Consider the following 16,235-nt stretch of genomic DNA (forward strand, 5'->3'; position numbering starts at 1 on the left):
TAATCATACTTTATTTAAAATAATAATACTAAAACAAGCAAGTTTGTTCTTATTTGCCAAAATTTTACTTAATCCATAGTTTGTAAGGCAAAGATTTTGGAAACTAAAAAAATGTAAAAAATAATACAAAATCTATATTTTAGGCTTTTTTGTGTGATTAAAATATTAGGCGTTGAGATGGATAGTTTGCAAGTCAAGCACAGTTTATAGAATTTATTATATATTACTTTAGTTTAATAGACTAAAGTTTTTTTATAAAAATGATATAAAGTATTGACTTGTTTAACAAGTTAATATAAAATTCTCGCACTTCAAAAATTGAGTGCTAAATTTTTGATAATTTTATAATGACAAGGAGTTTGATATGAAGTTTAAACCTCTAGGTGAAAGGGTGCTTGTAGAGCGTCTCGAGGAAGATACAAAGACAAGTTCAGGTATTATCATTCCTGATAATGCTAAGGAAAAGCCGCTTATGGGTATTGTAAAGGCTGTAAGTGCGAAGCTCAAAGATGACAAGGCATTGAAGGAGAATGACACAATCGTGTTTGGCAAGTATAAAGGCACTGAAATCAAGCTAGATTCTAAAGAATATATCGTTTTAGAGCTAGAAGACATTTTGGGCGTTATTGAAAAATAAATCACATATAAGGAGTAGCAAATGGCAAAAGAAATTCACTTTTCAGATTCAGCGAGAAACAAATTGTATGAAGGCATCAAGCAGTTAAGTGATGCGGTTAAGGTAACAATGGGACCAAAGGGACGCAATGTCCTTATTCAAAAAAGTTATGGTGCGCCCACGATTACAAAAGATGGCGTGTCTGTGGCAAAAGAAGTAGAGTTAGCTGATCCTATTGCAAATATGGGCGCACAGCTTGTAAAAGAAGTAGCAAGTAAAACCGCTGATGCGGCAGGTGATGGGACGACTACGGCAACCGTTCTTGCATATAGCATTTACAAAGAGGGCTTAAGAAATATTACAGCTGGGGCTAATCCCATTGCGGTAAAACGCGGTATGGATAAAGCGGTAGCAGCGATTATTGATGAGCTTAAAAAAATTAGCAAAAAAGTTGGCGGGAAAAGCGACATCGCACAAGTAGCGACAATCTCTGCAAACTCTGATGAAAATATCGGCTCACTTATCGCAGAGGCAATGGAAAAAGTCGGCAAAGATGGTGTTATCACTGTTGAAGAGGCTAAGGGGATTAATGATGAGTTAAGTGTTGTTGAGGGTATGCAGTTTGATAGAGGCTATCTCTCGGCATATTTTGTAACAAATACGGATAAGATGACAGCACAGCTTGAAAATGCCTATGTGCTTTTGACAGATAAAAAAATCTCAAATATGAAAGAGATTCTACCTTTGCTTGAAGCGACTATGCAAAGTGGCAAACCACTTCTTATCATTGCTGAAGATATTGAGGGCGAAGCACTTACAACTTTAGTGGTGAATAAACTCCGCGGTGTGCTGAATGTATCAGCAGTTAAGGCTCCGGGCTTTGGCGATAGGAGAAAGGCAATGCTCCAAGATATTGCTATCCTTACAGGTGGGCAAGTCATTAGCGAAGAGCTTGGTAAGACACTAGAAGCGGCGACTATTGCTGATTTAGGAAGTGCGGCAAGAATCGTGATTGATAAAGATAACACAACAATCGTTGATGGCAAAGGCAAGGCAAAAGATGTCAAAGACAGAATCGCACAAATTAAAATGGAGATTGAAAACACAACAAGTGATTATGACAGAGAAAAACTCCAAGAGCGTTTAGCAAAGCTTAGCGGTGGCGTGGCTGTTATCAAGGTAGGTGCGCCAAGCGAAGTAGAGATGAAAGAGAAAAAAGACCGCGTAGATGATGCGCTCTCTGCGACAAAAGCCGCAGTTGATGAAGGCATTGTTATCGGTGGTGGCTCTGCACTTATCCGTGCTTCACAAAAGGTAAAACTAAAGCTTGAAGGCGATGAGGCGATTGGCTATGATATTATTAAACGCGCGATTAAAGCTCCATTGGCACAAATCGCTACAAACGCAGGATATGATGCGGGTGTTGTGGTGAATGAAGTAGAGAAAAACCCAAAAGATGGCTTTGGATTTAATGCTGCAAGTGGTGAGTATGTAGATATGTTTAAAGATGGGATTATTGATCCATTGAAAGTTACTCGCATAGCGTTGCAAAATGCGGTTTCTGTCTCAAGTCTGCTTTTGACAACAGAGGCGACAATCAATGAGATTAAAGAAGATAAACCAGCCCCAGCAATGCCTGATATGGGTGGAATGGGAGGTATGGGCGGAATGATGTAATCCCCCAAGCCTTTGTTTAGCTACAAGATTCTGTTTCCCTTGCGGAGCAGAATCTATTTTTACGCTCCACTTTTTGCTTTTCTAGAATCTTGAGATTAATTATTTTTTTGTTTCACCCCGTGTTGCGTAAGCCTTGGGCTATGCCTACAATGGTGGCGTGAATCTGCTCCATTAATCGCTCTTGTGCTTGTGGATAATGGCAGGTTTGGTATTTTTTAATCAGCTCAATCTGCGTGAGATTAAGCACACTTAAATATGGTTTGCGTAGCAGGATAGATTCCCTAATCTCACTTTCAGAATCAAGCAGGGCATTCTCCCCTCTAAGATAGAGCAAATGCTCTAGTGTCAGCTGATACTGCGTATAGATAAGCTCCCAGATTCTATCCCCTATCGTTTTATCTGGCACAAACTCATTATACAGCTTAGCAATATCCACATCTACTTTCAAAAAAGCTTGAGAGATATTATCAATCGTGGTTTTGAAAAATAGCGAGTTGGCATAGCAGTCTTTGAGTGCGTTTTTATCCCCACTGGCTAATGCACTGCCTAGTCCATACCACGCCGGGAGAATGGAGCGATTTTGCGTCCAAGCAAACACCCAAGGAATAGCACGTAAATCCTCCACGCTCTGCGTATCCTTGCGTTTGCTAGGGCGAGAGCCGAGATTAAGATTCTGTATAAACTCAATAGGCGTGGCGTGTTTAAAATATGTCATAAAGCCCTTGTCCTCATACACAAGCTTACGATACGCCACACAAGAGGCTTGTGAGATAGGCTCAAGGAGCTTCATCATCTGCGGGTCTATCTCACAAGCTCCGCCTATGCAAAATGTATCATTCACATTTTTTTTGAGTAACGCACTTATCGTGCTTGAAAGGTTTTTTGTAGCGATGTTTTTATTTAGATATTTAGCACTTATCATCTCACCCTGCTCCGTTGTTTTAAGCACCCCACACACACTTTGTGGAGCAGCAGAAAGCAAGGCTTCTTCAAGGCTTCCTCCTCCGCGGCTCACACTCCCACCGCGTCCGTGGAAAAAGGCGATAGTAAGTGGCAGCTCATTTTGGAGTTTGATTAAATCCGCAATTGCAAAGTAGAGATTGTAATTACTTGCAAAAATCCCGCCATCTTTACTTGAATCCGAATAGCCCACCATAATTTCTTGTGTATTGTCATTATCAAGTAAATATTGCTGATAATGCGTGTTGGCATAAAGTGTTTTGATAGTGTGTTTAGCGTGTTGTAAATCATCAATCGTTTCAAAAAGCGGAGCAATGGAGATTTTCGCCCTGCCTTTTTTAGATTCCTTTTTCTTACCCGGCTTCCACAAACCACTTTGTTTAGCAAACCACAGCACACAGAGCAAGTCGCTAGGCTCACTACTCATAGAGATAATAAAGCTTTGCAGGATAGATTCCGAAATATGCTTTTTTGCCCACGCGATTCTTAGAAACGCTCCCACAAACCGCCTTGTAGAATCTGAAAGCTCTTCTAATATCGTGTTTAAATCAAGCTTTTTGGCACTCAAAGCAAGGTTTAAAATCTCGCACTTTTTCTGCTCACTCATATCCTTAAAATCGCTATCACATAGCCCAATCAGGCAAAAAATCTCACTCGTAGCACTCAAAATCACATCGCGATGCTCTCTAAAATCAAGCCTTAAAAGATGAAATCCACCTAAAAGCACGAGATTATAAAACTCCACCAAGCCACTTGCTGAAAGAGAATCTAAAGAGCGTATCAGCATATCAATATCACTTAAAAGCTCTTTGGAATTATTGTAGGTAAAGTCAATAGAATCGGTGGTGTTAATGGCGATAAGGCGGTTTTGGAGCTTCTTTTTGATAAGGTAGAGTTTCGCACGGAAAGGCTCCTTGGCATAGAGTGTGGATTCTGTGCTTGGGAGTTGCTCTTTTTCTAATTGCAATGACTGCAAAAGCTCGGCACTAGGCTCTTTCAAATCACTTGAAAGCGATAACTCACGGATAAGTTTTTCACATTTTTTGATATACATCTCTATAATCGCTCTATGCGCGGTTTTCATCACCTTTGTCATAATCTCATTGCTGACATAAGGATTCCCATCTCTATCGCCCCCTACCCAGCTGCCTAGAATAATAGGAGAGTGCTTCAAGCTTGTGCCTATAAGGGCTTGAATATTACTAAGCACTTGCGTGGCAGATTCTACAATGGAGCTTTCAATAATATAAAGTAGGTTATCAAGCTCAAAAAGAATCTCCATTTTTTCGCTTCTTACCAAATGCGTGTGCCACAATAGATTCAGGCGATAGAGAAGCTCAAATCGTGCTTGAGAATCATTAGAGCTAAAAATATCTCTAATGTTTTTACTCATTTTGTGATGGGCTTCAAGGAATGTGCGGCGGCGAGATTCGGTGGGGTGAGCGGTGAAAACTGGGTAAAAGGCGATATTTTGTAAAACTTTTAGAATATCTTGCTTATCATAGCCCTCATTTTTTAAATCTAGCAAAGTTTGGGGCAGGGCATTAAGTGTGGCAGAATCGCTTAAATTTAGCTCTTCAATGATATTTAAAAGCATATGATAAAGCGTAAAAGCCTTGATAATGGAAAGCGTTTTATCTTGGCTAGAAATGTGAGAAAGCGTCTGTGTGAGTGTAGCAGAATCGGCATTTTCAAGGCTGTGCTTGATAGTGATAAATGCGTCTTTTAGCTCTTTATCCACGCTTTCAAGGAGCTGTAAAATCATACTTGATACAAAGTCCATTTGGCTAGATTGCAAGATAGCAGAATCTGTGTGATGAGCTATTATAGAATCTTGTGATCTTATGTGCGATGTGTTAGAGTGTTGCATATTTACCCCCTTGTGAGTTTTGGCTTTGCTTACTTGCTGCGGTATTAATTATAACTAAGTTTGTTTTAATTACAATTGAGCCTTAAACTTTAAAAGTGGTTTGCCACGAAAGGAATATGAAATGGCATTACAAGTATATTACGACAAAGATTGTGATTTAGGGCTTATACAAAAGAAAAAGGTAGCTATCATTGGCTTTGGGAGCCAAGGACACGCACACGCGGAAAACTTGCGAGATTCAGGCGTAGAAGTCATCATCGGGCTGTATAAAGGCGGCTCTAGCTGGGCTAAGGCTGAAGCAAAGGGCTTTAAGGTGCTAGAAGTAGCTGCGGCGACAAAAGAAGCTGATGTGATTATGATCCTAATCCCAGATGAGCTGCAAGCTGATGTATTCACACAGGATATTAAGCCAAATTTGAGTGAGGATAAAATCATCGCTTTTGGACACGGCTTTAATATTCATTTCGGTCAGATTCAAGCTCCAAAAGGTGTAGGCGTGATAATGGTAGCACCCAAAGCTCCGGGACACACCGTTAGAAGTGAGTTTGTAAAAGGTGGTGGAATCCCAGATCTAATCGCTGTGGAGCAAGATACTAGCAGGGGCGATGCAAAGGCTATTGCATTGAGTTATGCAAGTGCGATTGGCGGGGGCAGAAGTGGCATTATAGAGACAACTTTTAAGGACGAGACAGAAACAGATCTCTTTGGCGAACAAGCCGTGCTTTGCGGTGGGGTAACTAGCCTTGTAAAAGCAGGGTTTGAAACGCTCGTAGAAGCGGGATACCCTGAAGAGATGGCGTATTTTGAGTGTTTGCACGAGCTAAAGCTGATTGTGGATTTAATCTATGAAGGCGGCTTAGCAAATATGCGATACTCTATCTCAAATACCGCAGAATATGGCGATATGGTAAGCGGTCCTAGAGTGATAAATGCTGAATCTAAAAAGGCGATGAAAGAGATTCTAGCAGATATACAAGAGGGACGCTTTGCTAAGGACTTTATCTTAGAGCGAAAAGCTGGGTATGCCAGAATGAATGCAGAGAGAAAGAATCTAAACGCTCACAAAATTGAAAAAGTCGGCGGTAGGCTAAGGGCGATGATGCCTTGGATTGGCGCAAATAAACTTGTGGATAAGGATAAGAACTAAGAAATTACAAATTTAGCACATAAGTTTTGACAGAAACTTATGTGCTACCATAACTTAATATGAAAAGAATACTCTCACACTAATGGCATAACCTTTTTAGCGATATATTCTAGCTCCTTTTGCATATTAGCACACTGAATGATAAGCAAATCTAGCCCTGCTTCTTTATACGCCCTAATCTTTTGTGCCACATTTTCTGGTGTGCCAACTAGATTTGGTCGCAGTCCGCGATTAGACACGCTGTATTCCTGCTTACTAATCTCTACATCAAGCTGTGAATTGCCTGTGAAATTCTTATAGGAGTTCTCATAATCAGCGTAATTTTTAATGGTAGTAATCCGCTTTAGCTCTTGTTGTGCTTCTTCTTCACTATCTCGCACAATCATATACACCGCCATACCAAAGCCCTTAAATGGCGGCAATCCTGCCCTTTTCTTTCGCTCTTTCATATCAGTAATTTTTGCTCTCACCTCTTCAAGTGTGCCGCCGTGCAGGAGATAAAAGTCTGCAAATTGTGTGATAGCATTCCTGCCTATCTCGCTCTCTCCCCCGGCATATACAAGCGGAATTTTAGGCGGTTTAGGCTCATTATAGGAATTTTCAAAGCTAAAATACTTACCGCTATGATGAAAAGGACTTTTACTCCAAAATCCCCGCAAAACATCGGTGTATTCGTGTGTGAGTGTATATCTATCATCGTGTGCGTCAAAATTTATGCCATATTGCCTAGCCTCCTCTTCCCACCACGCTGATACCATATTGATAGAAAATCGCCCATTACAAATCTGTGCAATCGTAGCAATCTGCTTTGCCGTGAGTGCTACTTGATGATACTGCGGACGCAAAGCCGCTAGAATCTCAATGCTTTGTGTAACCGCTGCCAAGCCATTAGCAATAGCCCACGCATCAAGGGCAGGGGCTTTTTCACCCTTAATGTCATTTAAATACAGCTCTGGCACAAGAGTGAGCGTATAGCCTAGATTCTCCGCGCTTACCGCTAAATCGCGGATATACTCCCAAGAACACTCCGTGCTATCATCATCTACATTCCTAAGCCAACTGCCAAATACCGGACTCCAATATCCAAACTTCATCTTACGCTCCTTTATTGTTTGTCAAACTGCTCTTTTAAAAAACTTACAAGCCTATCAGCTGCCGCCACGCCGCCACTCTCTCTAATCTTAGATTCTAGTGTGGAGTTATAATTTGTGTTTGTGTTTATATCATAGACCACAATATCCCCACTCACACTCTCAATAAACTCAATCCCTGCCACAGCGATATTATGCGCTGCTAAAAACTGCTCTAAACATCGCACAATAGCACTTTTAGAATCTATCTCTTTCCGCAAACTAAACTTATCCCCAACGCCCACTTCACATGCCGCCCCAGCAAGAGCAGGTCGCTTTGTAGATTCTGCTTTAGAATCTCCGCTAGAATCCACCAACTTAGAATCTAGAGAATCTATTTGACACGCATCAGCAGGGCATAGCTCAAACGCCCCATTACTCGTATCCACTCGCACCGCATAATGAAACTTCCCGCCGATAAACTCACATCGCGTGATAAACGCTTCCCTAGATTCTACATACTCTTGCAAAAGCGTAATGCCATCAATGGGTAGCTCAAATTCGCTAGATTCTACATAGCCCCTAAACTCATCTATATTTTCAAAAAACCGCACACCCAAGCCCTTGCCACCTTGATTATGCTTTGTGATAAAGGGCTTGTTGCCTAGCTTTTTAGTAAAGCTACTCGCTACATCTAGCAAACTTTTTTCCCCAAATACCGCAAGTGTTTTTGGTGTTTTAAAATCCACGCCTTGAGACTTAAAAAAAGATTCTAAAAGCAAAGCCTGTTTAACCTTGCTGACTTCAAGCTCTAGCACAGAGCTGCCATTTATCACGCAACGCCCATAGCTTTCTAGCCACGCTAACAACGCACGACCATATTCCTTAGAAAAGGCATTATCACGCGTATGACTTGAGGCACTAAGCCTACTCCAAAACACCCCATTTGGTGGGATAGAATCTAGATTGATTCCTCCTTGAGTCAAAAAAATCTCACGAAATTCTACCCCAGCCCTATCAAATGCTTCTTTAAAAGGTGGTATCCACTCGGGATTCTCGTGGATTATGTAAATGCCTTGCGGCAGTGAATTATATAACATAGTCTTGCTCCTTATTGTGTTTAAATCGCCCTGTGTTCGCATAATCATTTATCGTGCTTTTTGCCCCACCCACACGATAGCGTGAAGCGATATGACTAGAATCTAGCCTATCGCCCTTGCCAAAAAGTTTATGCCGCAGTGAGCCTTGTGCGTATTCTCTTTTATACACACCGCGATTTTGAAGCTCTGGCACGATAAATCGCACCACATCTTCAAAGCTCCCGGGCGTTGTCGCGTAGGCTAGATTAAAGCCATCAGCATCGCTATATGCGATCACTTCTTGCAAAATATCACAAACTTGCGATGGAGAGCCTACAAACTTTGGTCCTTGACAGCCTAGCCCTGTGAGTTTTAGCAAATCTTTTAGTCGCCACTCTTTGCCAGATTCTGTCGTGGAGTTACTCAAGGCTTCTACTTGTGCGACTATGGCGTTTGATTTAATGTTGCTTAATGGATCTTCTAAGTCATAGCGGCTTAAATCCACGCCCAGCCAACCAGAATTGATAACCAAAGAGCCTTCCCTGCTAGAGTAAGATAACAAATCGTTATATTTAGCCTGTGCTAGATTCTCATTCTCATCAGTGATTATGGTGGCTAGAATGTAGATTTTGGCACTATATGGGTCGCGTCCGGCTTGTATCAAAGCATCTCGCACTTGTTTGACGGCGATTTTAGCGTATTCCTTTGTGGGCGGGGCGATGAAAATAGCCTCTGCGTGAGTAGCGGCAAACTGCCTACCACGCGTAGAATTCCCCGCTTGAAATAGCACCGGTGTGCGTTGGATACTTGGCTCACACAGATGAATGCCCGGGACATCAAAATATTTGCCGTGATGCCCTATGTGATGGATTTTATTTGGATCGGCAAAGTCCCCACTTTTCTCATCTAAAATCACCGCAGAATCTTCCCAGCTGCCTTCTAAGAGCTTATAAATGACTTCCATATACTCATCAGCAAGTGCATATCTTTCATCGTGAGGCAATTCACTCTCGCCCATATTTTTATTGGCACTTGGCAGATAGCCCGTAACGATATTCCAGCCGATTCGCCCCTTTGTAAGATGATCTAGCGTGCTAAGGCGTCTAGCAAAGGGATAGGGATGTTCAAAAGGCACACCAGCGGTTACCCCAAAGCCTATGTGTTTAGTAACCGCCGCACCAATCACGGCAAGTTGAGTAGGATCATTTACCGGCACTTGCAGGGCAGTCTTTAACGCCCCACAATCATTGCCCCCATAAATATCATACACGCCCAAAACATCAGCGATAAACACCGCGTCAAACAGCCCCTTTTCAGCGATTTGTGCGATATTCTGCCAATATTCAATGTCTTTATATTTTAGGGCTTGGTCGTTTGGATACCGCCATAATCCCGGACTTAAATGCGAAATACAATTCATCTCAAAAGCATTAAAGCTAATTTGTTTTGCTAATCCCATATTGTTCTCCGTTTTAGAATTTTGTGTTGCAACAGCCGTTATCATACACACATATTTTTAAAAATACAATATGTAATCACAAAAATATGTAATTTAGAGTTACTTTTTTACTCAAAATTGTAATAATGGAGCAAGATTTAGGTTCAAAGAATGAAAAGAGTGGGAAAAGCGTGTTTGTAAAATAAAAAGCAAGAGACAATATAAAAAGTGGGGGCAAGAAAGACTTTAGAGTGAGATAAGATGAAATGGGCGAGATTGAGTAAGTTGGGCTAGATAAGAGCTAGGCTAGATTCTCAACAAGCCACGCATTATACGCATTTTCAGCCTTTGCTTCAAAAGATAGTATCTCTGGGACTTCATAGCTATGATGAGAGCAGATTAAAGATTGTATTTTTTCATAGCATTCTGGCAAGGTTTTTAAAATCAGCAAATATTCCTTGTCTTTGCATAGATTTCTTTTACCTTTTGAATCTTTCCAAACATAATGACTTTTTATCTTAAAATACTGCCCACAGGCAATAAGGCGAGATTCTAAAAGAATCTTAATAAGATTTTTTGCTTCCTTTTTTGTGGGCGTTGTGGTGTGGATAATGAGCATAAACTTCCTTTACTAAAAATATTAAAGTATTATAACCTACTCTTTAAAAATCGCTCCACTTGCAACAGCCCTTAAAGTCTTGTATGAGATAAGCACCACCGCAAAAAATGCCATCACAAGCCCCAAAATCCCCAAAAGTCCATAAAAGCACTTAAAATCAATCATATATAAATCAAAACTCGCTATCCCAAAGGCACACAGCGGAAAGGTAAAAGCCCACCACGATGGTGTAAAGCTAAGCTTAGTAAAGATATTACCCAGACTTAAAAGCAATAGCACGAAAAACAACGCTACATTAAAACCCACAAAACTCAACGCATTATGGAATCCAAAAAGGCTATGAAAATCCACCACAAAAATGCTAGGTGGAGCGATAAAAATAAAAAGTGTGGGGATAAATTTAGATTCCAAACTCTGCTCAAAGATTAACCGCTGCATAATCATCGCACTGAGTAGAATCCAAAAAAAGCAACCGATAGAAAAGAAAAAGAGTAATAATTCCTTTGGTGCGTTGATTAAACCACCACTCAAAGGCACGATTAGATTCCCTACAATTGGTATAAACCACGCAGGGGATAGCAAAGCACTCTTCATACTCTCTTTAAACCAAAAAGACATTACATATAAACTAAGCAGGAGTTGCAAAGCACTTGCCACATAAAAAAGCCCCAAAATCCCTTGCCATAGCAAATCTACTCCACTACTTAAATCACTCCAAAATGCCACGATGATAAGCATACTGATAGGAATGCTTGATAGGAAGTTAATCTTTACTTGATGCTTTAAATCCGCTTTAAACGCATTGAAATGATAAAGCATTTTTGCACCATAGCACACAAGCAAAAGGGCGAAAATAGCCACTGCCAACACCGCAAAGCCATACGCCCCCCACCATAGAAATGGTGCGACTGCCCCTTGCCAGCTAGAATCTAGGCTAGATTCTAGTGCGTTTGCTCCGCTATGAAGTGTTGTGCTATTAAAGGACGCATTTGCAAGTGCCACGCTACCAAAAACCACACTTGCTTTTTTCAATACAAGGCTAAGTCCGCCTATCCCCATAACTGAAGCAAATAGGGCAATCGGTAAATTTGCAATGGGCGAGATAGCAACAGGAGAGTCGGCAAGTTTAGATTCTGCCGATATGGCGTTGTGTGGCTCTTTCATATTAGATTCTACTTCGTCTTGTGTTTGGCTTGTAGAATCTGGGCTAGATTCTGTATTTACATTTTGCATAGCTTAGTCCTTATTTTTGTGTGGATTCTGTGTTAGATACTTCGCCTAAAGGCTCAGTATGACAAGCGGTTGTTTTAGAATTTATATTGTTTTCTGCTACTTTATCCCTAGCCATTTTCACCCCCTCTTGCCACAAGCTATGTCGCTCCACAATGTAAGCTGAATCTACCCTGCCACTAAACATTGCCCTTAAAAGTGGGCGATTTGCCTTGAAAATGAATGCTGCTAAATGCCCGATGATTCCAAGTATGATGAGAAACATTCCAAGATTATGCAGTTGCGCACTCCATAGATACAAACTATCGCTTATATTCCACCCAGCAAGGTTTTTAAGCGTTTTAATTAAGCCGGTAATGATTAAAAGCAGCAGCACAAGCCCGATGAAAAAATATGCTAGTCTTTGCTCAGGTAGATATTTTTCACTCTTTGGTTCTTGCCCACCAAAAAGCATAGCCTTAATAATCTTTAGGCTTTTTACTCCATCGCCTTTTTTGGGGAAAATATCAAACTCCGCCCTTGCGATATGAAAATACAAGTGAAACGCCACAAAAAATATCAGCCCAAACGCCCCTACATAATGTAGCATTAAGCTTATATGATAGTCCCCACTCCACGCCATTAAAGGCAGCTTATTTATCATATACCGCTTTGACACAGGCATTTGGAAAATCCCGCTTGCAATCAAAATAAATGTGCTAAATGCCACGCCCCAATGCACGATACGATTTTGCAGACTTTGACGCAATATCATAGATTCTGTTTTCATAATTTATCCTTTCTTTATATTCTTTTTAGATTTTGCCACAGCGATTGCCCCAGCGACTACACCAATAAGTGGTGCGGCTAACACACCTTTAATAAGGGCAGAATCTTCACTCACAAAGTTTTTTACCACGACATTCATATGCGGTCGCCCCATCTTTTGACTCTTAGAATCTAGCACACCATCTTCCTTGCCATACTTTCTAGCAATCGCTTCATCAATCTTTGTAAAATCAATTGAAGAGATATAAAAGGTGCTTGTGCCACCATTTTGTGTGTCTCCATAAATGAATTTACTCTCCTTTTTCGCCTCTTCCACAAGGGCTAGAATCTTAGCCTTATCATCAAAAATGATCGCTTCTTTAGGGCATTGTGTCTCACACGCAGGTTTTTTACCCTGTGCGAGTAAATCCGCACACATATCGCATTTAAACATCGCTCCACCACCAGCAAGTTTTGGGGCGATTTTAAGATAGATTCCAACTCCAGCTTGTCTTTGCGGTATCCCCCACGGGCAGACATCACGGCATTTTGCCCCGCCAAAGCAGTAATGCTCATCAATATTTACAGCATTATTATCATCTTTACCGATAATCCCAAAAGGGCAGATTTTTTGACAAGTAGGATCATCGCAGTGCATACAACGGCGTGGGACAAACACCTTTTTAGAATCTATCTCTAGCTCTTCTACAAAAGTCCAGTTATATGGACTTAGGCGTGATATATCATCTCTATTTTTAGAATAATCTTCATAGATTTTACGCGGGAAATATTGCGGAATGTCTTTTATCGGCTCGGGGAATCTAGCGGCATTTTTCTCTTTACACGCATTCACGCATTGTGGCATTTCATAGCCTTTGCAACCATCGCATTTATCAAGGTTTATAATACTTGCCTTCCCTTTAGTCTTGCTAAACTCACTTGAATCTATAAGCGATCTTGTTTCTTCTTTGCCCTCTTTTGTAGAATCGCTAGGTTCAGCATTTGCTCCAGCGACTAGCACAGGGGTGAGTGCTAGGGATTTTAAAAAGTTGCGTCTTTGCATTGAACTAACCTTTTTGAGATATAATTTTCTAGCATTGTATGCAAGTTTGAACGCTTTGTGTGTAACTTTATCACAAAAGGGAAATGGCTTTTACAGGTAGGATTGGCTAAAATGCAAAAAAAGAAAAAGGATTTATAATGGCAAGTGCAAAACAACCACAAGATGAGATTGATTACAAAGTCAAATTTAGCCAAGAGTATTTTAACCCCAAGCTTTGCAAATATGATAATGAGCGAAGAGATATCACACTTTTTGATAAAAAAGGCAGTCCGCTTTTATATATTGAAGCAAAGCTTACCCTAAACCCACAAGAAAGAGCAAAAGCCCTAGCCCAAGTCGTGCTAACAAATAAAAAGCAAAAGCATATCCTAAACCATCTAGCCCTAATTTATAAAGAAAATGGCAATGATGTTTTAGAGTTTATCGAGCTTTTAGATGATTCTGTAATGTTTAATAACGACTTCCATTGGGAGAGTGAGACCCCAAGCACCCCAACACGCGATGCGATAGATAGAATCAACGATAGATTAAGACAAAGTGCAAAAATCATAAAATATGTCAATAATGAGATTAAAGAATTTTATGCCAATCTACTCAAAAGAGGCGATTTAGAAATCTCTATCACGCTTAAAAATATGATAACCATTTTTCACGCGTGGAAAAAAGCCTTAACTTTTAAAAATGAGATAAAAAACGAACAAACCTTAATCAATCTCTTTTTAGTAGATATGCTAAACAACACCAAATACAAAGACAGCCTTATAATCTTAGGCACAGACTTAGGCTCACAAAAGCCCCTAATACGAGAAGGCACAGACCTAAACGCCTTTAGCATAGAAATAAATGAAAATAAACAAGAAGTAAAATTTATAGATGATAAAAATGAAAAATTCTACACTATCCCAAATCTACAAGCCTACAAAGCCTTTTGGGATAAATACAAACGCCCACCTGCAAAAGATGAATTTCTAAAAATCTTAGAAGAATCGCACCTGCTTTATACCGATAAATACAGAAAAGACACAGGCGGAGAATACACGCCCTTTTTCTTTGTGAGTGAGCAAAACAAGATTTTAGAGCAGTATTGCCAAGATTCTAAAACAGACTTAAAAGACTATATCATTTACGACCCTTGCTGTGGCGTGGGGAATTTAGAAAATCAATTCTCAAAAGAGATAAAAAAGCAATGCTACTTAAGCACACTAGATTCTAAAGATGTGGATATTTGCACGATTAAAGAGTTTGAAAATGTGAAGCGATTTGATTATTTAGAAAATGATAAAGAGCCAGAATTTACACACGGAGGCACAGACCTTACCATAAGTGAAATCGTCAAAAGAGAAAACAAAAAGCTAATGATAATTATGAACCCGCCATATCAAAGACAAAAAGGAATAAAGGAAAATAAGGCAATAAGCTTTTTTAACAAAGTCTTAAAGCTAGAGCCTGAAGTGATTGTGTTTTACTATATGACAGAATCTTTTATGCGTGATGAGCTAGAGCATTACATAAATTCTAAGCTTAAAATGTATAGCCATATTTTTAGCACAGCTAAAACCTTTAATCTAAGTGATTGGAGCATCTCTCAAATGATTTTTAGCAAAAACTTAGGCGATAAAGTGAGCGATAAATCCTTTACCGCCAAGCGTTATGAGGACAATAAAGGCTTTAAATTTATCGAAAGCTACACCTATGATTTAGAGCGACCAAGCTTAGTAAAAGAGATAGATACAGCGATAAAGCAGAATCAAAAGGGAATGATTTTGGGGAATTATAGTTATTTAAGAAATATCATTAATCTCACAAATAAACCGAGCAAAAATTATAATCCTATCACAACAGAAAATTTAAAATATTGCTTAATGTGTTATGGTATAAATTTTAATACGCACGATAAATATTTTGAAAGAAGCCCTTATGTTTTAAAAGGTAAAATAAGCGAAATTCCACAAGAATTATTTAGCGATGGTATAGCCTTTGCATTATTTTTTAAGGCTTTAGCTTTCACAAATAAAGCCGTTGCTTCTAGCGGGGGGGGGGGGGTAATTCTTAAAAACTACATTATGCCCTTTTGTGCTGAAGACTTAGGCGGAGCGTGTAGGCATAATGATTTAAATGTGCTTTATCCTGAACACGCTGAAATTATAGGCTATGATATGAGTGTTTTAGACACGCCTGAAGTGCAAGAGAAAAAGCGAAATTTAGAACTTCCACCCTTTGACTTTAGAGAGTTTTTAAAGCAATTTAGTTTTAGCAAAGAAGCCAAAAGCCTTTTTAACGCCGCACTAGAAATCTTTAAATACTATCACGCAAATCCTTACTATCAAAACAAAGATTATAACGACAGCTTTTATGATATAACAAATGCTATAATGGGAAAAGATACAAATACCTTTAAAGATTTAGAGGGCAAAGATAGCAGAATCACACGCACCAAAACCACCAAAGGCACAAAAGGCTTTGCCAAAAACAACCTTAAAGGCGTCATACCAAGCAAAGATTTAGAGCTTTTCTACCACTTTTTTGAAGTGCGAAATAATCTAGCGATAAAAATCAATGAAGAACTACTAGATTCCAACCTTTTACTATGGAAAAGGGAAAATATCTTTTAATACATAGAATCTAAAATTATTAATTACTTTAACATTGTATTGTGCTTTTATATGGCATTCTTATCCGTGTTATATTGAGTGTGTAAGCAAAATATCTTTTTAAATTC

Annotated in this window: 11 protein-coding genes and 1 pseudogene; 4 read left to right on the forward strand and 8 right to left on the reverse strand. The window is 39.7% G+C overall.

Annotated elements, in window-relative coordinates:
- Nucleotides 1–364: 364 nt before the first annotated feature.
- Nucleotides 365–628 (forward strand): annotated as a pseudogene (groES, locus tag LS74_RS02995) (co-chaperone GroES); the annotation flags it as partial.
- Between the two features lie 30 nt (nt 629–658).
- A complete protein-coding gene (gene groL, locus LS74_RS03000) occupies nt 659–2,293 on the forward strand; it encodes a chaperonin GroEL (RefSeq protein ID WP_034587607.1) in 1,635 nt (544 codons plus the stop codon).
- Nucleotides 2,294–2,405: 112 nt separating this feature from the next.
- On the opposite strand, the gene LS74_RS03005 is transcribed toward groL, so the two are convergent.
- Entirely contained in the window at nt 2,406–5,123 is a 2,718-nt protein-coding gene (locus LS74_RS03005; protein ID WP_138128792.1) for a phosphoenolpyruvate carboxylase, read from the reverse strand.
- A gap of 121 nt (nt 5,124–5,244) precedes the next feature.
- On the opposite strand from LS74_RS03005, the gene ilvC reads away from it, so the two are divergent.
- The gene (ilvC, locus tag LS74_RS03010) at nt 5,245–6,270 is read left to right on the forward strand and encodes a ketol-acid reductoisomerase (RefSeq protein WP_034587830.1); all 1,026 of its coding nucleotides are present in this window, start codon (nt 5,245–5,247) and stop codon (nt 6,268–6,270) included.
- A gap of 74 nt (nt 6,271–6,344) precedes the next feature.
- On the opposite strand, the gene LS74_RS03015 is transcribed toward ilvC, so the two are convergent.
- The 7 genes from LS74_RS03015 to LS74_RS03045 all read right to left on the reverse strand — a co-directional run bounded on the left by LS74_RS03015 (nt 6,345) and on the right by LS74_RS03045 (nt 13,516).
- Complete coding sequence (locus tag LS74_RS03015) at nt 6,345–7,364, reverse strand: LLM class flavin-dependent oxidoreductase (RefSeq protein ID WP_034587832.1); 1,020 nt, start codon at nt 7,362–7,364, stop codon at nt 6,345–6,347.
- Nucleotides 7,365–7,375: 11 nt separating this feature from the next.
- Nucleotides 7,376–8,440: an ATP-grasp domain-containing protein gene (locus tag LS74_RS03020; RefSeq protein ID WP_034587834.1), complete on the reverse strand. Its 1,065-nt coding sequence runs from the start codon at nt 8,438–8,440 to the stop codon at nt 7,376–7,378.
- Nucleotides 8,430–9,878, reverse strand: coding sequence for an LLM class flavin-dependent oxidoreductase (locus tag LS74_RS03025; protein ID WP_034587836.1), 1,449 nt, complete (start codon nt 9,876–9,878; stop codon nt 8,430–8,432). The genes LS74_RS03020 and LS74_RS03025 overlap by 11 nt, the downstream gene beginning before the upstream one ends.
- Before the next feature lie 280 nt (nt 9,879–10,158).
- Nucleotides 10,159–10,476 (reverse strand): divalent-cation tolerance protein CutA, encoded by a 318-nt coding sequence (gene cutA / locus LS74_RS03030; RefSeq protein WP_034587837.1) that lies wholly within the window; start codon nt 10,474–10,476, stop codon nt 10,159–10,161.
- 36 nt (nt 10,477–10,512) lie between these two features.
- Nucleotides 10,513–11,709, reverse strand: a complete 1,197-nt coding sequence (locus LS74_RS03035) for an SLAC1 family transporter (RefSeq protein ID WP_084584286.1) — start codon at nt 11,707–11,709, stop codon at nt 10,513–10,515.
- Between the two features lie 10 nt (nt 11,710–11,719).
- A complete protein-coding gene (locus tag LS74_RS03040; RefSeq protein WP_138128794.1) occupies nt 11,720–12,475 on the reverse strand; it encodes a cytochrome b/b6 domain-containing protein in 756 nt (251 codons plus the stop codon).
- 3 nt (nt 12,476–12,478) lie between these two features.
- Nucleotides 12,479–13,516 (reverse strand): 4Fe-4S dicluster domain-containing protein, encoded by a 1,038-nt coding sequence (locus tag LS74_RS03045; protein ID WP_034587156.1) that lies wholly within the window; start codon nt 13,514–13,516, stop codon nt 12,479–12,481.
- Nucleotides 13,517–13,653: 137 nt separating this feature from the next.
- Between LS74_RS03045 and LS74_RS03050 the strand changes: the two genes are divergently transcribed.
- Nucleotides 13,654–16,128, forward strand: a complete 2,475-nt coding sequence (locus LS74_RS03050; RefSeq protein WP_236096783.1) for a hypothetical protein — start codon at nt 13,654–13,656, stop codon at nt 16,126–16,128.
- Nucleotides 16,129–16,235 lie beyond the last annotated feature (107 nt).

It is taken from the genome of Helicobacter magdeburgensis (assembly GCF_000765825.2).
GTDB lineage: Bacteria > Campylobacterota > Campylobacteria > Campylobacterales > Helicobacteraceae > Helicobacter_C > Helicobacter_C magdeburgensis.

Bases quoted from the DNA above. Each gene is read 5' to 3' on its own strand.
- groL (WP_034587607.1), top strand. From the start codon at position 659: ATGGCAAAAGAAATTCACTTTTCAGATTCAGCGAGAAACAAATTGTAT.
- LS74_RS03005 (WP_138128792.1), bottom strand. From the start codon at position 5,123: ATGCAACACTCTAACACATCGCACATAAGATCACAAGATTCTATAATA.
- ilvC (WP_034587830.1), top strand. From the start codon at position 5,245: ATGGCATTACAAGTATATTACGACAAAGATTGTGATTTAGGGCTTATA.
- LS74_RS03015 (WP_034587832.1), bottom strand. From the start codon at position 7,364: ATGAAGTTTGGATATTGGAGTCCGGTATTTGGCAGTTGGCTTAGGAAT.
- LS74_RS03020 (WP_034587834.1), bottom strand. From the start codon at position 8,440: ATGTTATATAATTCACTGCCGCAAGGCATTTACATAATCCACGAGAAT.
- LS74_RS03025 (WP_034587836.1), bottom strand. From the start codon at position 9,878: ATGGGATTAGCAAAACAAATTAGCTTTAATGCTTTTGAGATGAATTGT.
- cutA (WP_034587837.1), bottom strand. From the start codon at position 10,476: ATGCTCATTATCCACACCACAACGCCCACAAAAAAGGAAGCAAAAAAT.
- LS74_RS03035 (WP_084584286.1), bottom strand. From the start codon at position 11,709: ATGCAAAATGTAAATACAGAATCTAGCCCAGATTCTACAAGCCAAACA.
- LS74_RS03040 (WP_138128794.1), bottom strand. From the start codon at position 12,475: ATGAAAACAGAATCTATGATATTGCGTCAAAGTCTGCAAAATCGTATC.
- LS74_RS03045 (WP_034587156.1), bottom strand. From the start codon at position 13,516: ATGCAAAGACGCAACTTTTTAAAATCCCTAGCACTCACCCCTGTGCTA.
- LS74_RS03050 (WP_236096783.1), top strand. From the start codon at position 13,654: ATGGCAAGTGCAAAACAACCACAAGATGAGATTGATTACAAAGTCAAA.